This window comes from Eudoraea algarum (genome assembly GCF_050589645.1).
Taxonomy (GTDB): Bacteria; Bacteroidota; Bacteroidia; order Flavobacteriales; family Flavobacteriaceae; genus JBNGOQ01.
The window spans coordinates 20762-38289 of the sequence record NZ_JBNGOQ010000001.1 but is presented as its reverse complement, the minus strand read 5'-3'; the positions used below and the strand labels follow the sequence as shown (position 1 = coordinate 38289).

Genomic DNA, 17528 nt, shown 5'->3' with positions numbered 1-17528 from the left:
GTTTATGAATTGAATATTTGTTCTAAAATCTTATCGGTAATCAGGTAGGTGGGCTTTACTCCCGTGGTCCCCAAACCGCCCGACGCTAAGGTACTTCCTGTTTCCAAGGGGTTATCCGAGGCATAATAGGCATATCTGACCTTTACATCCTCGCGGATGCTCTTCCGAACTTTCGAGGCGGACTGTATGGCCTTTTGATAATGTACACCTTCCATTTCCAGGCCGATAACGTTCCAGGTGGATTCATGGAAGAATTTCAAAATGTCCCTATTCTGCAGGGAAGTTCCCAAAACCGTAACCATGGTCCCTTCAAGCACCTTAAGCCCATAGCCCTTAAAATCCACGGAACACAATTCATTTTCGAAGGGATAATTATCCCCTGTACCCTCAAAGATATGGGCCGATGGTATCATTAAATCGCCCTTTCCACCTTCCAAAATACCGGCTTTCCCCATGATGGAAATGGAGGCTACATCCAGGAACACTTTTTCACCCTCTTGATTTTCAAAAGGTTTTAGAAACTCGTCAATGGTCTCATAGGCCTGCTCGCCAAAAGCGTAGTCCATCACAAATATAACCGGCTTTGTGTCGTCTACGGCTCCCTTCGGAAAATCATAACAACAGGCGCCCTTGCTCAATTTTGCCGTATCAAAAATCTGGACATCTATGTTGGTCCCCGATAGATCGTCCATGGCAATCATGCCATTTTTCTTCGCCAGGGTGGTCACTTTTTGGCGCAGGGCCATATTGTCCGATGAACTCAGCGCCTCGTAAATCTCCAGGGAGCCATTATCAGGGAATTCCTTTGCCAACGCCTTTCGGGCGAACAGGGAATTCATCACACTGTGCATATTGGCGCTTATGATATGGATGGGCCTACCCAGAAGTCCATGTGCCTTCAATAGCTCCTTTATCGTATTTGCCCATCGCTCCCCGTGAATATGATGGCCAAGACGTTCGCGCAGGATGGTGCCGAAGGTAATCGCTCTGCGCTCTCCTGTAGTTTCCTCCTCTATTGCCAGTTTTCCCAGCCAGTAGATTATTTTCAAAAAACGCTCGGGGTTTTTCTTGCTTGCCAAACGCTGGTACACCTCCAGCACTTCCACAAAGGAGCGCCCAAGAATATTTGCAGTATGCAACAAGGCTACCTCCCTTTCGTCTTGGGAGAGCTTTTCCTTTTTCACCGCCACTTCCAGTTTGTTCCAATCGCGTATGGTCTTGTCCGTATCCTCGATCAAAACACGTTTGCTGATTTTGCTGGACTCAATAAACAAAAAGGTAAGGTGGGTAAGGATATCATAAATATCCGATCGCCCCCGTGTAATCTCTATGTTCATCTGCTCTTCATCTATCCGATAGCAGTTTCTCCTTCTTTTTGGCGGGATAATGGGCTTAAAGTGCGACTTGGCATAGCCCTCATCCGAGGTTAGGTTAATGAAACGACACTGCTCTATGCCTTCTGGAAGGCGTTCCAAAACGTAGACCAGGCCATTTAGCTCGGCCTTTTCTTCCGCAATGGATCCGTAAATCTCCGGACGCAACAGTAGGAGCGCATTCCTAAGCGCTTCCCCGGATACTCCGGACGGCTTATAAAATCCCCTATTGAACAAATGGCGCATGGTAATGTACAAACGTTCAATGGCATTGGTAGATTCCTGTGCTCGGGTATTGTTCGTTGTGTTCGCTGTTTTGCTCATAAAAAAAGTTCTGGCAAAATTACAATTTAAATTTATGATTTTAAGGACTGGCGCCTACTTTCTATACTTGCTTAGAAGGTCTGCCACCTTCCGGTCGTTCGCCAAACGCTGCACCTTGTTTTGTCCTCCCAGTTTTCCAATGGATTTCATATAATCCCGGAACCCCCCTGGTCTAATGGACGTTATTTTGAGCGGCTGCAGTATTTTCCCCGTTATCAAGTCCAAATAATAGCTGTTCTGCTCCTGCAAGGTGATATCCAATATATGGGCAAAGTGGGCTGGGTCTTCTGGAGTCTTCTCGAACTCGATCAACCATTCGTGGTAAGGGAGTTCCTCCTTTTCCGGTGTTATTTTCGGCGCTACCGTAAATTCGTTTACGCTGGCCCCGGTTTGGTCAATGGCCGCCTTCATGGCCTCTTCCACTTCCTTGGCAATAACGTGTTCACCAAAGGCCGAGATAAAGTGCTTTATTCGCCCCGAGACCACTATCCTATAGGGTTTGGTAGAAATAAACTGAACGGTATCTCCTAGGTTATAGGCCCAAAGGCCGGCATTGGTCGTGATAATCATTACATAGTTTACCCCTAGGGCCACTTCTCCAAGGGTAAGACGCTTGGCGCCATCGTTAAAAAACTCTTCGGCCTTAACAAACTCATAAAAGATGCCCGAATTGAGCAGTAGCAGCATCCCTTTTTCCTTTTGTGAATCCTGGTAGGCAAAGAATCCTTCGCTGGCCGGAAACAACTCGATACTATCTACCCGTCTTCCGATCAGTCTTTCAAACTTGGCCCGATAGGGTTCGTAGTTGACCCCCCCATAAATAAAGAGCTGAAAATTTGGGAAAAGTTCACCCACCTTCTGGTGGTGCTTAGCGTTTAGTTTTTCAAAGTACATCTGCACCCAGGAGGGGATTCCGGCAATCACGGTCATATTTTGGTCCTCCGTCTCCCGAACTATCTCATTTACCTTGGTTTCCCAATCTGCTATGCAATTGGTCTCCCAGCTGGGCAATCGGTTTTTTTGAAGGTACTTGGGTACGTAGTGGGCCGATATTCCGGACAAGCGCCCCAATTTAATGCCGTTCTTTTCCTGCATTTCCGGGCTGCCTTGTAAAAAAATCATTTTGCCGTTTACAAAATTGGCATTCCTCGTTTCATGGATGTAACTCAAAATGGCATTTCTGGAGGCCTCTACCTGGTGCTTTATGGAGGCCTTGGTTATCGGAATGTACTTGGCTCCGGAGGTGGTGCCCGAAGTCTTCGCGAAATAAATGGGCTTTCCGGGCCATAGTACATGTTGCTCCCCTGCAACGACCCTTTCCACATAGGACTTTAAGGCCTCATAATCCCTTATGGGTACACGGGATACAAAATCGCTATGCGATTGAATTTGATCAAAGCCGTGGTCCCTTCCAAAATGGGTATCCCTGGCGGTACGGACAAGGTCATGGAAGACCTGCTCTTGCGTCCTCAAGGGATCATTGACCCATTTGGCCGTTTTTCCGGCAATTTTTTTGGCGAAAATTTTAGCGGCAAACGATTTTATCGACATGCAATGATTATTTAAAATCGATATAGTCCTTAGGGTTTACCGGACTTCCGTTGTTCCAAAGTTCAAAATGGAGATGGGGACCTGTGGTCAATTCCCCGGTATTGCCCACGGACGCAATGACCTCTCCAATGCGGACAATATCTCCCTGGGCCTTGTTTAACGAACCGTTGTGTTTATAAACCGAGATAAGGCCTTCCTTGTGTTCCAGGATGATGACATAACCGGTTTCGGAGGTCCACTCGGCAAAAATGACCATGCCATCGGCCACAGCCTTGACCGGTGCGTCCTTAGCGGCAACCACGTCTACTGCAAAATGTTTTTTCTCCGCATCGTACTCTTGCGACACCGTGCCGCTTACCGGGGTAAACAGGATTAGGCTTTTACTTCCCGGTGCGCGCTCAAAAAGATTGTACTTGTCTTCCAAAGCCACCTGGGCCCTTAATAGGGAGTCCTCCCTGATAGGGGTTAAATCAACGGTGGATGGGTCCAATTTAAACTGTTCGAAGAGCGAATCCCTATTAATCTCACTGTTTTCGATATCTCCCTTTAGAACCAGCCGTATGTTATCCAAATACCTATTGGTATAATTTAAAACCGTCACCAGGGAATCCGTTTTATAGGTCAGTTCGGTGGCCTGGCGTTTAAGGCGGGTGGAGGAATATCCGGGAATATATTCCCGCAAGGGGGTAAAAGCGATCAAAAGGGTAGTAAGGCCAATAAGACCAATGATGACCAGAGATCCGGTAACAAATACATTGAGCCGGCTTAATTTAAAGGAAAGCTTTTCTTCAAAAGTACTTTCATTGAGAATAACCAAGCGATACTTGTGCAGTAACTTTCTTTTGATTTCCTTCCTTTTTCTTTCTTTTTTGGCCATCGTACGCAAATATAAGGTTAGTATTGAATTTTGAGGGCAATCCCTTTTAAATTTCCATAAATTTCAAACTTGGTGCCATCCCCTATGTATACGAAAAATATCCACATATGGTCCAGCACAATTAAAATAGTACGGAGGCGTTATTATTAACAGCTTTCTAGTAACTTTTTTAGTACATTTGTCTTATAAATAAAATACCATGATATCTTTACTTACATTTTTAGCGATAGGACCTTGGCAAATAGCCATTGTTGTAATGGTTGTGCTCCTTTTGTTTGGAGGGAAAAAAATTCCGGAATTAATGCGGGGTTTAGGAAGCGGCATCAAGGAATTTAAGGACGCTTCCAAGGAAGACGAAAAATTGGAGGAGAAAAAAGAAGATTAGCGAACAAGTATATAATCGTTGCAAAAACATCCTTTTTCAAGGATGTTTTTTTGTGCTTGTGCCTAAAAAATTCCAATTGGTACAAAAGTGTTTTGGCTGCCTAGAACAATCCCCGGCCGTGCCTTTGTTGACAGTACTTTATCGTTAAGGTGCACAGGCCTTAAGGGTGCTTTTAGGGCCTCAGATCAGGTCTACGCGACAAAAAACAGCCGTTTCACAACAAAATTTAACAGGGGTGCATTAGAACTGTTAAATTTGACGTTTAGTCTAGAACAAATAGCTAATGCATAAACACTTACCCGAAATAATAACTGACTTTTTTGCGTTCCTGGTATCGATTTCCGGCATAAAAAAAAGTATTGCGATACTCGCTTTTCTGCTATCGCTCGGAATTTCCGCCCAGGATGTCCCCCAAAAAGGCTTGTTGGCCAACCCCAACACTTCAGGTGTGGTAGCCAATACCTCTTCACCAACGGTCAAAACAGAGGCTAGGGATGCGGCTAGCGCAAGCACGTCCATAAAAAGCAGGACCCTCCACAACCTGGAAGGAGCCAAGGACGGGCATTATATTATTTCTGGTGTTTTTGGCAATAAGAAGAATACAAAAAGGGTCGTAAAAAAATTGCTGAACCAAGGGTTCAACGCGGGTTATATCGCCAACCCCAACAACGGGTTAAACTATATCTATCTGGAACGCTATACCTCGGAACAGGAGGCGATGGCAGCTGCAAAATCACAACTTTATGGGCGTTATATCCAGGAAGTGTGGATCCTTCACATAGAAAATGAGGTCTTGGAATCCCTCGAAAAAGAAACATTGGAGCCTGTCCCTGAACAGACCATGCCCGTAGAGGAGGTGACCTATGATATGATCCAAGCATCCCAAATAGACCAAAACAAGGCTCCAATAGGAAGTTCCGGTCAAAACAAGCTGTTGGAGAAAGCGGATCTCTATTTCAACAAAATGTGGTATGCCGAAGCAGCCGAACTCTATGAGGAAGCCCTTGGTAAGGGCAAACGACAGCAATTTTCCTATGACATTGTACAAAGGGCGGGAGATGCCCATTACTTCAACACCAATATGGAAAAGGCCTACTATTGGTATAATGTGTTGTATGAGCAGTACCAAGAGGAAATGTCGGCCGACAACATCTTTAAATTTGCCCATTCCCTAAAAGGGACGGGCAAATATGCCCGAGCAAAACGTTTGATGCGTCTGTACAACAAGAAGCTGAAAGAAGGAAAGGTAGCTTATGATCCGTCCAAAAGAGCTAGGAAGGAAGCGGTATTGGACCAGATCAGGGGCCAGGAAGGGCTTTTTGAGATAAAGAATCTGGCCATCAATACCAAATATTCTGAATTTTCGCCCATGTTCCACGAAGGGAATAAAATGGTCTACGCTTCGGCCAAGGATTCCTCCTTTTTTACGACCCGGCGGTATAAATGGAACAACCAGCCCTATCTGGATCTCTATGTGGCCAAAATCAACGAAGAATCGCAAGAGGTAAAAAATGCCATAAAATTCTCCAAAAAAATAAACACCAAGTACCACGAGGCCGCGGTAACCTTTTCGCCAGACAACAAGACCATGTACTTTACACGGAACAACTACGGCAAAAAATTAAAGCGCGACAAGAACGGGATCAACAACCTAAAAATCTATACCTCGACCAAAGTAGATGGGGAGTGGACCGAGGCCCGGGAAGTTCCCTTTAATAGTGACAGCTATTCCACAGGGCATCCCGCGTTGAGCCCAGATGGAAAACTCTTGTACTTTGTTTCCGATATGCCTGGAAGTTTGGGCGCTACTGACATTTTTGTGGTCGATGTGCTTTCCGAGGGCCGTTTTTCCGAACCGAGAAACCTGGGGCCGGAAATCAATACGGAACAAAAGGAAATGTTCCCTTTTATCAATGAAAAAAAGCTTTACTTCTCTTCCAATGGGCATGTGGGACTTGGCGGACTGGATATCTATGAGGCCGCCTACGATGAGGATGGGTTCCAAGAGGTGAAGAATATGGGCAAGCCTATAAATAGTCGTAGGGACGATTTTTCATACATCATTAACGAGGAGACCCAAAAAGGTTTTTTCGCTTCCAACCGAAAGGGTGGGAAAGGAGATGATGATATCTACTCCGTTGCCCGTCTCATCCCTGAAGAGGTAAATGAAAATGCCATTGCCGGCGTGGTCACCGAGATAATTACCGGGGAGGTTATGCCAGAAGCCCTTGTGATGCTTTTGGATGAGCACAATATGAAGCTCAAGGAAGTGGTTACGGACACAGATGGTAGCTTTGTCTTTGAGGATCTGGACAGTACCACCAAGTATACCATCAAGACCTTAAAGGGATCCTATTTTGATGATGAACAGACTATTACCACCAAAGAAAACGAACTGGTAAACGTATCGGTTTCCATGAAAAAGTTAAAGGAACTTATCGTAATCGAGGAAGGCATCAAGAAACTTAAGACAGATCTGATTTATTTCGATTTTGATAAATTCTCGATACGAAGGGACGCTTCGGAAGAGCTCAACAAGTTGGTCGAGGTCATGGCCGAATATCCTGATATGGTCATTAAGATAGAGTCGCACACCGATTCCAGGGGCAGTAGGGTATACAATAAGTACCTGTCGGACAAACGGGCCAAATCCTCCAGGGATTATCTGATCTCCAAAGGGGTGTCCCCTGATCGCATCGAAAGCGCCATTGGGTACGGTGAGGAAAGATTGCTCAACGAGTGCGACGGCACGGTGCGCTGCAGTGGTCAAAAACATGAATTTAACAGACGATCCGAATTTATTATTGTACGTATGTAGCAGCCATTGGGGTGGGCGCTACACGCATCCAAAACCGCTCTCATCCATATGGGGGCGGTTTTGGTTTTTAGGCCCTCTGTACTACGCTTAAAAGGCCCATCAAGTTTAAAGTTTTACGTTTCACCACGATATCACTTCCATTCACAACAAACGGGCCCGGAAAAATACCTAAACCTCTAATTTTGAGTTATATGGTAAGGAAAACGATTCTAACCTAAAACCCAATACCATGAAAAACCTACTACTCATCAAGCAGATTTATTTGGATGCTTTTAAAAACTTGGGGCATGTCTTTGTGAAATCTTATTTTAAAGCATTTGCATGGTTTTGTTTTGCAAGCTTTTTAATCGTCTTATACGCTTTTTTGTTCAGGGTTTCCACAGGTTTCGCCTTTGATTGACCCAGGAACACCTTATAGGTTATGGAAAAGCATCCTTATTGAGGATGCTTTTCTATTTTAAAACCTTTTCCATGGCACCCCACAGTATCTCCTAAGCTGACAAAAATATGTACTGCCCCCATGGCCCCAGTAGATATCTACTGTGCTTAACCCAAGAAAATTGACCTTTGGTCGGACAAAAAAAGAGCGCGATTTGGGATATCCAGAATTCGTGGCCTTTTATCCAATTAATTTATTCCGGTAGGGCTAAACATGGACCTTTGCACCAGTACTAAACTCAAAAATTAGGTGTATGAGGAAATTTTTACTTGTAAAGGAAATTTATGTGGATGCTTTTAGAAATTTAGGGAATATCATACTTACAAAGTACTTTAAGGCCTTTTCTTGGTTCTGTTTTGCTTTGTTCTTTGTGGTACTTTACGCCTTCATCTTCAGGTTATCCACGGGCTTTGCGTTCGATTAGAGATGAACGCTCCCGCACAAAAAAAGGCGCCCAAAAGGGCGCTTTTTTATTCCTGGGCAATTTCTTTATTGCTTACTTGGCCTTTTCCGAAGTTTATGGTTTTTAAAATGGCCTCCAATTCAAACATGAATTCTCTTTTTTCCGTAGCAGGGGCAAAGGTGAAGCCTTCTATGACCACTTTTCTGCGGTTTTCTTGATCATTGATAATATAGGTGATAAAGGGTCCGGCCATAGGATAATTGTTGATTTCCCATATGCCCTTGACTTCCACGGCCTTTCTTCCGGCTACCTCGGCAGGGAACACATAGGGTGCAAAAGCCTTTTCTGTCACCATAAATGTGGTCTTTCCGGGCACGTCCGGGCCAGGAATATATTTCTGTCCTATAGAGTCGCGCATACGTACTATATCACGTACAAAAGTGGAATCATTGGTAAAGCTGTCCCACGGCATGGTGTATGCTATAATGTTCATGGTTCCCTTTAGAATCTGACGGTCGATCCACACAAAATTGTCTTCCTCTTTGCCCACTTTATAGACCGAGGGCATGGTCAGGGAAATATTGAACTTTTCCTCCAACGCTTTTTCTTTGTTCAAGGACCTTAGAAAGCGCTTCTGTGTTTCCCGTATCTCCAGATTCTTAAAGGACGCTATGATTTCTCCCGACTTCCTTTCCAGATTTTCTATGATCTCTTCCTCCGTTCTACCCTTGATTACCGATATTCTTTGCGGCCTGGCATACACATCGCTCTTTATATGGGCTAGATTAAGGCTGTCCTGGTCTATGACCAAGACCGAGCGGGTGTTCCTCACTGTCCCCGTAAATACCTTGGCGGGCATATGATTAATGGTGAAGAGGGGTTCTTCCCAGGAAAGTCCAAGTATAGGTGCGGCAAAGGTTTCCCGAACCTTGTCGCCAACGGGCCCCTCCCAAAGTTGTTTGTCCATTACAACGGCCAAGGAATTAATGGCCCCAATGGAGGTGGGCCGATAATCCTTTCGTTTTGCTCCGTCGTTGCAAGAGATGGTTACAAGGATGGCGGCAATCAATAGTGTTCCTATTTTTTTCATAAGATTATTTTTTACGAAGAACAATCGCACAATTTCAGTTTTGTGCCCGGTTTTAGATTGTTACCGCTAATACCGTTCCATTCTCGTAAATTTTCAATGGAAACTCCCGGATATTTTCTGGAGATGGTCCAAAGGGAGTCCCCCTCTTTGACCGTATGGACCTTGGTGCCCGCGGGAATCGATGCTGTGCTGGAGGTGGTTTTGGTGCCACTTCCCTTGGCGGCACTAGTGGCTACAGGCCTTCTGGAAAAAATAGTCAGCCGTTGTCCTACTCGCAGGTTATTGCTGCGCAGGCCGTTCCAACGTTTTATCTGGCTTACCCCTACGCCGTACCTTTCCGCAATCTTTCCGAGATAATCGCCGCTTCGCACCTTATACCGAATGCGGTTGTCTGCCTTCACCAGTTGTGGCAGGGGTTTTTCCTTTTTCTTTAATTCCTCGGTCACGTGTGCATAGATGGCGGTTTCGTTGTTCACGAATTTGCCCATGGCCTCCTTGGGAAGCCGCAAAGCATAATTCTTGCCCTTCACGTAAGGGATAATATTCAATTTATAGGAAGGATTAAGCACCTCTAGTTCCTTGACGCCCACCCCGACCAACTCGGAAATTTGATCAAAGGTTATCAAGCTTTTTACATGGACCGTGTCGGTCTCAAAATATGGTCGTTCGGCCTTCCTGGCTTTAAGGCCGTGTTCCTCGGCATACTCAAACAGGTACATCGTAGCCAAAAATGCAGGGACGTAGCCCGCTGTTTCACGTGGAAGGTTTCTCCGAATGTTCCAATAGTTCTTATAGCCTCCTGATCTTCTGATCGCTTTGTTCACGTTCCCCGGGCCAGAATTGTATGCGGCAAGCGCCAAGTCCCAATCCCCAAAAATATCATACAGTCTTGACAAATAAGCACAAGCGGCCTTGGTGGAGGCAATGGGATCTCTTCTTTCATCTACATAACTGCTTACATCCAATTTGTACATTTTGCCTGTGCTGTACATGAATTGCCAAAGTCCAGTTGCCCCGACCCGTGATCTTGCCCTGGGGTTCAGGGCAGATTCTACTATGGCCAGGTATTTAATTTCCAAAGGGATATTGTAACTATCCAATTCTTGTTCGAACATCGGGAAATAGAACTGGCTTGCGGTAAGCATGCGTTCCATCAGGTCCCTTCTACGGGTCAGGAAGGATTTTATAACATTTTCCAAGGAAGGATTGTACGCAATGTTGAACGGGGTTTTTTGGTTTAGGGCCTCCAATCTTTTTTTTAGCGTTTCCGTATCAAGGGTATACTCCGGTACGGTTTCCACGTCCAATTGCGACACCTCTTCATACATGGCATCGAAAAGCGATGCGTTTTCCGAAAGCTCCTTGAGCCAAAGGCTATCGAATTTAGCTGCTTCCGGATGGTCCTTGAGGGTGTAGTTGTTTTCTTCCTTGGTCAACAGCAACGGGTTGCCCTCAGGTCCGGAGGGGGCCGACATCAGCTCCATTTGCTTGACACCTTCCATGTCCATGGCAAGTGTATCCAATGGTACCCGATTGGTGGTGTCGTTTTCCTTTTTTGGAATGGAATCTGCCTGTTGTGCCAAGCTGTGCCCGGTAAAAGCCAACAAGGTGCCAATTCCAATAATAAACGTCCTTAATCCCATAATAACAGTCCTTTTCAAAGAAAGGGAGCTAACGAAAATCGTATTTTTTTTGGAAAGAATAAAATTTAAGTCGTTAAACCGCCCTTAAAAGCCCTGGGGCCCGTTTATCGATAACGCCTTTAGGGCTCCAATATTGCAGCAATTCCGGGTAAGGATCTTCCCTCAAGACTCTCCAACATGGCGCCACCTCCTGTAGACACATAACTTACCTTGTCCTGAAATCCAAATTGTTTTACAGCTGCTACCGAATCGCCTCCTCCCACCAGGGAAAAAGCGCCATTTTGTGTAGCCTCGTCAATGAAATTGCCAACGGCCACGGTTCCCTTTGCAAAGGACTCCATTTCAAAAACCCCAACAGGACCGTTCCATAGGATGGTCTTGGATGCCAAGATGACTGCTTTAAAGTTCTCCAAGGTTACGGGTCCGGCATCCAGGCCTTGCCATCCGTCGGGAATTGCGTTCACCGCCACAATCCGGGTTTGGGCGTCATTGCTAAAATCATCGGCCGCCAGGACATCAACGGGCAAATGAATTGCTACACCCTTTGCTTTGGCCTGCTCTAAAATCTCCAGGGCCAGGGTCATCTTGTCGTCCTCACAAATGGAGTCGCCCACAAGTCCTCCTTGTGCCTTAACGAAGGTATAGGTCATTCCGCCACCAATAATCAAATGGTCTACCTTATCCAAAATGTTTTCGATAATGGTAATTTTGGAAGACACTTTGGCGCCCCCTAAAATGGCGGTCACCGGTTTTTCACCTGTGCGCATCACCTTTTCAATGGCCTCAATCTCCTTGGCCAAGAGATATCCAAAGCACTTCTGTCCCGGGAAAAACCTGGCAACAATGGTGGTAGAGGCATGGGCCCTATGAGCGGTGCCAAAGGCATCGTTCACATAAATGTCGCCCAGGCGCGAAAGCTGTTCGGCGAAGTCTACATCCCCAGTGGTTTCCTCGGCGTGGAACCGAAGATTTTCCAATAACAACACCTCGCCGCTTTGCAGTTCGGAAACTGCCTTTTCGGCTTTCTCCCCTACACAATCATCCACAAATTTTACCGAGACCCCTATGATTTCCGAAACCGTCTGGCAGATATGGCCCAGGGACATATCCGGATTTCGAATCCCTTTTGGGCGCCCCAAATGACTCATCAGCACAGCACTGCCGCCATCTTCCAATACTTTTATAATGGTAGGTTTTGCCGCTTCTATGCGATTGGTGTCGGTTACATTGAAATCTGCGTCCAAGGGAACGTTGAAATCCACGCGAATCAATACTCGTTTGTCTTCAAAATTGAAATCTTTAAGGGTTTTCATGTGCTAGCGGCGTTTATACGAAAGGCAAATGTAAAGATTTATGCTTGGCATAAAAAGAAGGGCGCCCTATTATTTGTTACGTTCGTTTTAACCCTCTTTCCCAATAGATAGGAGCAATGGGCGAAATATCAAAATAATGTATCTTTGGTCAATGCTTTTTGAGGATATTTTAGCACAAACACATATCAAAAACCACTTGGCCTTCAGTGCGGATGCAGGACGTCTCCCGCACGCCCAATTATTTGTGGGCCCTGAAGGGTGTGGTACCTTGCCCATGGCCGTGGCCTATGCACAGTACATACTATGTGGCCACCACCAAGACAAAAACGTCCCGGGGGATGAAGCCTGTAATCTGAAGTGTGCTTCCCTCACCCATCCAGACCTGCATTTTGCGTTCCCGGTAGCCAATAGTGCCAAGGTCAAGAGCCATGCGGTAAGCAACCACTATATGCAGGATTGGCGCCAATTTTTTAAGGAACAGCCTTATGGAAACCTCTTTGACTGGTACCGGCTTATTGGCGTTGAAAAGAAACAAGCTCAAATAGGGGTCGACGAGGCCCAGGATATCGTTAAAAAGCTATCGTTAAAAGCTTATGAGGGTGGCTATAAAATCATGATTATTTGGATGGCCGACAAAATGAATGTTGCCGCCTCCAACAAGCTTTTGAAACTGATCGAGGAACCTCCGGAAAAGACCATCTTTATTTTGGTGGCCGAAGATGAGGAGCAAATCATACAGACCATTCGTTCCCGTTGCCAACTATTACATTTTCCGGCCCTGCCAGAGGAAGCTATCGCGAACGCCCTGGTTCAAGAAGGCATTAAAAGGGAAGAGGCTTTAAAAATAGCCCATGAGGCAAACGGGAATTTTAACAAGGCCCTGGACCTCTCCCATAATGACTCTGAAGATCTGGTGTTTGAACGCTGGTTTGTGCAATGGGTGCGCAGCGCTTTTAAGGCCAAAGGTAACCGGGCCGCTGTTCACGAGCTTATCCTTTGGAGCGAGGAGGTGGCCAAAACAGGTCGAGAAACCCAAAAGAACTTTTTGCGCTATTGCCTTGCGATGATGCGGCAGGCCCTATTGATCAACTATAAGGTGGAGGAGTTGGCTTATATGCGAATCCATGTGGATACGTTTCAAATGGAAAAATTTGCCCCTTTTGTGCACGAGAACAATATTGAGGCCATTGTTCATGAGTTGGAAACTGCCATTTTTCACATTGAGCGCAACGGCAACTCAAAAATCATATTGACCGATCTGTCCATTAAACTAACACGTCTGCTACATAAAAAAGCGGCCTAAAACCTTTGCTATGGAATACCTGTTTGACAATGCCACGGAAATCCTATTATTGCTTTTTCTCATCATTACCTTTCTACAAAGCGGTATAGACAAAGTGTTCGATTGGGCAGGAAACCTAGCATGGCTCAAAGGACATTTTGCAGACACCCCTTTTAAGAATATCGTGCCGCTGCTATTGGGTGTTGTACTATTGTCCGAGGTAATTGCGGGCACCCTGTGCGCCATTGGGATATATCAACTGGTCATCCAAGGGAAAGGCACCATGGCACTATATGGGGCCATTATGTCCTGTGTGTCCCTTTTGATGCTGTTGTTCGGGCAACGCTTGGCCAAGGATTATGAAGGGGCCAAAACTATTGCGGTCTATTTTGTTCCCGCCGTTTTTCTGGTATTCCTATTGCAGCAATAAGGTAGGCCCTACACCAAAAAAAAGCCCCAACGATATCCGTTCGGGCCCTGTGGTTTCCAAAGTTCCAAGTCTATTTCTTATACCCGTCGTTTAATTCCTTCAGAATCATTTCCGTGAGGTCCTTGGATCCTTCACCATAAAGCACGCTTCCGCTATCTCCTCCGCCAAAGATATAGGTATATCCATTGGTCTTGCCGTATTCCCTAATGTGCTTTTTTACCTTGCTTACCAAACTATCCAACTCGGTCTGATTTAAAAGCTGTAATTGTTGCTCCTCCTGTTGTAGTTGCTGACTTATGAACTGTCCCTTCTGCTGTAGCACGGCGTACTCTTCCTGTGCTTTCTTTTGGGGCATGCCCTGGGCCTTGGTCTGAAAAGCCTGGGCCTCTATTTGAAAGGCTTGTGATATACTATCCCGCTTTTTTGCAAAGGATTCGGCCTTACCCTTAAACTTGTTGTCGATATCCACTTTTTCCTGGTAGCCTTCCATAAGTTTTATGCTATCCACAAAAGCTATCTTGTCTTGTTTACAGGACATGAGCCCTAACAGGGCTAAGCCCAATACTATTTTTTTCATCCGTTTATATTTTTTATCGGTCAAATGCAACGAGCCATTTACTATACGGGTAAGTCCCAACGTTCAGTTATGGCACGTGCTCTCTTTTTAAGTTGCGCAAAAATAGGAAAGCTTTATGGAATTTTCGTCAATTTATGTCGGCAAAAACCATTTTTTGGGCCCTAGTTCCCCAAATCCCTGAAAAAATCCGCGGTCGCCTTTTCCAAAAGTACAGCCGCATGTTCCATATTATACTGTAGGGATTTTGCAGGGTCACCGCTCTCAATAATATGATCCAGCCCAAGCTCCTGCAGGTTCCGATGTTTCAGATCTAGCTTGCCGCACACCCCTATTACGGGTATGTTCAAGCGAGTGCCCATATCAATTACACCCTTGATCAATTTTCCGTTCAAGGTTTGGTCATCCAGTTTTCCCTCGCCGGTAATGATATAGTCTATCCTTATGCTGTTCACCAAGCGGTCTACCCGGGCCAGATCAAGAACAAAATCTACACCACTGATAAACTCGGCCTTAAAAAAAGCTTTCAATCCGAACGCCGATCCCCCAGCAGCTCCAGCGCCGGGAATGCCGGCCAGATCACTCCCTAAATGTTGTTTCACTGTTTGGCTCAGCTTTATAAGGCCTCGATCTAGGGTTTTAATGTCTGCCGGTCCTGCACCTTTCTGTTGGGCATAGACATGGGCAGCTCCCTGCACACCGAACAGCGGGTTGTTTACATCGTTAATGGCGAAAAAGGAAACCTTGGTGAAACCAGGTGTTTTTGGCCCCTCAATACGTGCCATTTGTTCCAGGTTTCCGCCAATGGGCAGCAATTCCGTTCCATGTAAATCCAGAAATCGAAAACCCAAAGCCCTGGCCATACCGGTACCACCGTCATTGGTTGCACTTCCCCCAAGCCCCAAATAAATATTTCTGGCCCCTTTGGCAATAGCGTGTTTGATCTGCAGTCCTGTGCCGTAAGTGGTTGTTTTAAGTGGATTCCGTTCCGCTTCGTCCAAGAGGACCATGCCCGAAGCTGTTGCCAGTTCTATATAGGCCGATGCCGTTTTGGGCTCCCATAGATATGCGGCCTTGATGGGACGGCCCAAGGGGTCTTGGGTGTCTGTAATCACTTGTTGGGTATCCTTATGGATAGCGACAGCATCCAAAAAACCGTCTCCCCCATCGGAAGCCAGTACGGAATGAATCTCGGCCTTGGGTCTTACATGACGTATGCCCTTTGACAAAGATGCGATGACCTCTTCCGAGGAAAGGGAGCCTTTAAATTTATCCGGGATCAGTAAGATGTTCATGGTTTAACATTTTGCCGTGCTCCAAGCCGTGCCAAAAAACGTTCTGCCTTCCTAAGAAGTCCTTTAGTCCTCTTAAGTAAAATTGGAGTGTTTTTCATATGCGTTGGTGAATTTAAGCGAACTGTTTCTTTCTTCCCTAAGCGCGTTCGAAAATTGAGCGAAAAAAATCATAGGCCACGAGTGTTTGCTAAAGATCATTCGATATAGATAAAATTTATTCCCAAAACCAATTGTCATTGTTTTTTCTTATTTAAATAGCTTCCTTTTTTGCGCCTCTTTTGGGAAATCTTTTTGCGCCGGCCCCTTCCTATGGCCGACATATCAAAAATGCGTGAGACGTCCTTAAAACAGTTTTTAACCTTTTTTCAACACATATATGTGGGAGGAGTATTCACCGCTGCGCCAAGCGCTTAGGTTGGACCGCAAGCCTACCCAAAATGCCTTCAGCAAATTTTGTTTCCCCGTTTTATATTTTTCGGAAAGCAGGGAAACGTAAAAAGCATCATAGTGCATAGGTAAGGTATGCACCAGCTGCATCCCATGCTTCTCAAATATTTTTTGGATGGCCGTTTTGGAAAAATGCCACAGATGTCTTGGTACGTCATAAGCAGCCCAAAAGTTTTTGTAATATCGAGCATCGTAGGATTTGAAGTTCGGCACCGCAACGATCAGGGTGCCGTTCTGCGCAAGGACCTTTTTCATTTGGACAATTTGCTCTTCCAAATTGGGAAGATGCTCCAAGACATGCCAAAGCGTAATCAGTTCATACTCCTGCTTGGGCAAAAGGCGTAGCTCTGGCGCCAAGGTCAACCCCTTCGCCGCTGCCAATTGTGCCGCTTTTTGGTTAGGCTCCACTCCAAACACCTCGTAGTTCCCTCGCTTTGCTGCCAGCAAAAAATCGCCCGTGCCCGCACCAATGTCCAAGAGGCTTTTTTTTGATTGCACATAGGTGTCCAACAGTTTTACCTTCTTGCGAAGGCTTCGCTTCTTTATCTGCTGATAAATACGATCCACAAAACTTTTATTGGCGTCGGTATGCGATATATAGGCCTCGCTTTCGTAATACTTTTTCAGGTCGCTGGGCTGTGGCTTCGTAATGAGCATATCCAACTCGGTATCGTGCACCAATTCAAACCCTTCGCCGGAAATGGAATGATCCTTAGTCTTTAAAAACAGTTTCATGATAGTTGTGGGTGGACAAATACTCTTCCTTTAAAGTTCGAAGATAGTTCAAAACCAAACTTCTTGAAAGGGAATTTTCATGTAAACAGTCGTTCTCATCATCGCTGTACACCTCAATAGCCAAGTACCAATTCCCCTCCCTAGTGCTGTGCACCTCTTCCAGCAGGGGATCCATCTCGGCCTGATCCAACAGGCCGTCAATCATAATCGGGATAAGATTAATGGTCTTGGTGGGTATTTCCACCTCATAAAAGGAAAAGAAAAACTGTTTGCCCTTTATGCGAAAAGGGACATCGTCATACACTTGCTGATGTTCAAGAGCGAATTTTGTGTTGACGTAATCGTAAAAGGCATTGGCCTCCTTAGGGTCTTCAAAGATGAACATTTGACGTTTGGGCAAACTTCTTTTGAACCGTTTTCCCTGGGTGATTTTGTGATCCTTGATCTTTGGTGCTATCCTTAGTGGAATGCAGGAACCAAAAAGGACAAAGGACAATAAAAGGAGTAGTGTTTTTTTCATTTTGGCTTGGTGTTTCCCTAGGCTCAACA

The 17528-nt window shown here is 45.5% G+C and carries 16 protein-coding genes; 6 read left to right on the top strand and 10 right to left on the bottom strand.

Annotated features, from left to right (window positions below; all coding sequences use genetic code 11):
• Nucleotides 1-2: 2 nt before the first annotated feature.
• The 3 genes from ACRD67_RS00130 to ACRD67_RS00120 are packed head-to-tail and all read right to left on the bottom strand — an operon-like array spanning nt 3 to nt 4125.
• Nucleotides 3-1697, bottom strand: coding sequence for a DUF6909 family protein (locus ACRD67_RS00130; RefSeq protein WP_430964917.1), 1695 nt, complete (start codon nt 1695-1697; stop codon nt 3-5).
• Nucleotides 1698-1751: 54 nt separating this feature from the next.
• Nucleotides 1752-3248: a GH3 auxin-responsive promoter family protein gene (locus tag ACRD67_RS00125; RefSeq protein WP_430964916.1), complete on the bottom strand. Its 1497-nt coding sequence runs from the start codon at nt 3246-3248 to the stop codon at nt 1752-1754.
• A gap of 7 nt (nt 3249-3255) precedes the next feature.
• Nucleotides 3256-4125, bottom strand: coding sequence for a M23 family metallopeptidase (locus ACRD67_RS00120; RefSeq protein WP_430964915.1), 870 nt, complete (start codon nt 4123-4125; stop codon nt 3256-3258).
• Between the two features lie 199 nt (nt 4126-4324).
• Here ACRD67_RS00120 and tatA point away from each other — a divergent pair, with 199 nt between their 5' ends.
• The 4 genes from tatA to ACRD67_RS00100 all read left to right on the top strand — a co-directional run bounded on the left by tatA (nt 4325) and on the right by ACRD67_RS00100 (nt 8191).
• Nucleotides 4325-4510 (top strand): twin-arginine translocase TatA/TatE family subunit, encoded by a 186-nt coding sequence (gene tatA, locus ACRD67_RS00115; protein WP_430964914.1) that lies wholly within the window; start codon nt 4325-4327, stop codon nt 4508-4510.
• Between the two features lie 283 nt (nt 4511-4793).
• Nucleotides 4794-7328, top strand: a complete 2535-nt coding sequence (locus ACRD67_RS00110) for an OmpA family protein (RefSeq protein WP_430964913.1) — start codon at nt 4794-4796, stop codon at nt 7326-7328.
• Nucleotides 7329-7557: 229 nt separating this feature from the next.
• On the top strand, nt 7558-7728 hold the full coding sequence (locus ACRD67_RS00105; protein WP_430964912.1) for a DUF6747 family protein: 171 nt from the start codon (nt 7558-7560) through the stop codon (nt 7726-7728).
• Nucleotides 7729-8020: 292 nt separating this feature from the next.
• On the top strand, nt 8021-8191 hold the full coding sequence (locus ACRD67_RS00100) for a DUF6747 family protein (protein ID WP_430964911.1): 171 nt from the start codon (nt 8021-8023) through the stop codon (nt 8189-8191).
• A 46-nt stretch (nt 8192-8237) separates the two neighbouring features.
• On the opposite strand, the gene ACRD67_RS00095 is transcribed toward ACRD67_RS00100, so the two are convergent.
• From ACRD67_RS00095 to ACRD67_RS00085, 3 genes are all read right to left on the bottom strand, one after another.
• On the bottom strand, nt 8238-9260 hold the full coding sequence (locus ACRD67_RS00095) for a DUF4837 family protein (protein WP_430964910.1): 1023 nt from the start codon (nt 9258-9260) through the stop codon (nt 8238-8240).
• Nucleotides 9261-9271: 11 nt separating this feature from the next.
• Entirely contained in the window at nt 9272-10903 is a 1632-nt protein-coding gene (locus ACRD67_RS00090; RefSeq protein WP_430964909.1) for a LysM peptidoglycan-binding domain-containing protein, read from the bottom strand.
• A gap of 119 nt (nt 10904-11022) precedes the next feature.
• Nucleotides 11023-12216, bottom strand: a complete 1194-nt coding sequence (locus ACRD67_RS00085) for a phosphoglycerate kinase (RefSeq protein WP_430964908.1) — start codon at nt 12214-12216, stop codon at nt 11023-11025.
• 151 nt (nt 12217-12367) lie between these two features.
• Between ACRD67_RS00085 and ACRD67_RS00080 the strand changes: the two genes are divergently transcribed.
• Nucleotides 12368-13519, top strand: coding sequence for a DNA polymerase III subunit (locus ACRD67_RS00080; protein WP_430966167.1), 1152 nt, complete (start codon nt 12368-12370; stop codon nt 13517-13519).
• Between the two features lie 10 nt (nt 13520-13529).
• Complete coding sequence (locus ACRD67_RS00075) at nt 13530-13928, top strand: DoxX family protein (RefSeq protein WP_430964907.1); 399 nt, start codon at nt 13530-13532, stop codon at nt 13926-13928.
• Nucleotides 13929-13998: 70 nt separating this feature from the next.
• On the opposite strand, the gene ACRD67_RS00070 is transcribed toward ACRD67_RS00075, so the two are convergent.
• The 4 genes from ACRD67_RS00070 to ACRD67_RS00055 all read right to left on the bottom strand — a co-directional run bounded on the left by ACRD67_RS00070 (nt 13999) and on the right by ACRD67_RS00055 (nt 17499).
• Nucleotides 13999-14505, bottom strand: a complete 507-nt coding sequence (locus ACRD67_RS00070; protein ID WP_430964906.1) for an OmpH/Skp family outer membrane protein — start codon at nt 14503-14505, stop codon at nt 13999-14001.
• Nucleotides 14506-14666: 161 nt separating this feature from the next.
• A complete protein-coding gene (locus ACRD67_RS00065; RefSeq protein ID WP_430964905.1) occupies nt 14667-15797 on the bottom strand; it encodes a glycerate kinase in 1131 nt (376 codons plus the stop codon).
• A 354-nt stretch (nt 15798-16151) separates the two neighbouring features.
• Entirely contained in the window at nt 16152-16979 is an 828-nt protein-coding gene (locus ACRD67_RS00060) for a class I SAM-dependent methyltransferase (protein WP_430964904.1), read from the bottom strand.
• Nucleotides 16957-17499 (bottom strand): hypothetical protein, encoded by a 543-nt coding sequence (locus ACRD67_RS00055; RefSeq protein WP_430964903.1) that lies wholly within the window; start codon nt 17497-17499, stop codon nt 16957-16959. The genes ACRD67_RS00060 and ACRD67_RS00055 overlap by 23 nt, the downstream gene beginning before the upstream one ends.
• Nucleotides 17500-17528 lie beyond the last annotated feature (29 nt).

Excerpts from the sequence above, each read along its gene's own strand:
- ACRD67_RS00130 (WP_430964917.1), bottom strand. The coding sequence starts at position 1,697 with ATGAGCAAAACAGCGAACACAACGAACAATACCCGAGCACAGGAATCT.
- ACRD67_RS00125 (WP_430964916.1), bottom strand. The coding sequence starts at position 3,248 with ATGTCGATAAAATCGTTTGCCGCTAAAATTTTCGCCAAAAAAATTGCC.
- ACRD67_RS00120 (WP_430964915.1), bottom strand. The coding sequence starts at position 4,125 with ATGGCCAAAAAAGAAAGAAAAAGGAAGGAAATCAAAAGAAAGTTACTG.
- tatA (WP_430964914.1), top strand. The coding sequence starts at position 4,325 with ATGATATCTTTACTTACATTTTTAGCGATAGGACCTTGGCAAATAGCC.
- ACRD67_RS00110 (WP_430964913.1), top strand. The coding sequence starts at position 4,794 with ATGCATAAACACTTACCCGAAATAATAACTGACTTTTTTGCGTTCCTG.
- ACRD67_RS00105 (WP_430964912.1), top strand. The coding sequence starts at position 7,558 with ATGAAAAACCTACTACTCATCAAGCAGATTTATTTGGATGCTTTTAAA.
- ACRD67_RS00100 (WP_430964911.1), top strand. The coding sequence starts at position 8,021 with ATGAGGAAATTTTTACTTGTAAAGGAAATTTATGTGGATGCTTTTAGA.
- ACRD67_RS00095 (WP_430964910.1), bottom strand. The coding sequence starts at position 9,260 with ATGAAAAAAATAGGAACACTATTGATTGCCGCCATCCTTGTAACCATC.
- ACRD67_RS00090 (WP_430964909.1), bottom strand. The coding sequence starts at position 10,903 with ATGGGATTAAGGACGTTTATTATTGGAATTGGCACCTTGTTGGCTTTT.
- ACRD67_RS00085 (WP_430964908.1), bottom strand. The coding sequence starts at position 12,216 with ATGAAAACCCTTAAAGATTTCAATTTTGAAGACAAACGAGTATTGATT.
- ACRD67_RS00080 (WP_430966167.1), top strand. The coding sequence starts at position 12,368 with ATGCTTTTTGAGGATATTTTAGCACAAACACATATCAAAAACCACTTG.
- ACRD67_RS00075 (WP_430964907.1), top strand. The coding sequence starts at position 13,530 with ATGGAATACCTGTTTGACAATGCCACGGAAATCCTATTATTGCTTTTT.
- ACRD67_RS00070 (WP_430964906.1), bottom strand. The coding sequence starts at position 14,505 with ATGAAAAAAATAGTATTGGGCTTAGCCCTGTTAGGGCTCATGTCCTGT.
- ACRD67_RS00065 (WP_430964905.1), bottom strand. The coding sequence starts at position 15,797 with ATGAACATCTTACTGATCCCGGATAAATTTAAAGGCTCCCTTTCCTCG.
- ACRD67_RS00060 (WP_430964904.1), bottom strand. The coding sequence starts at position 16,979 with ATGAAACTGTTTTTAAAGACTAAGGATCATTCCATTTCCGGCGAAGGG.
- ACRD67_RS00055 (WP_430964903.1), bottom strand. The coding sequence starts at position 17,499 with ATGAAAAAAACACTACTCCTTTTATTGTCCTTTGTCCTTTTTGGTTCC.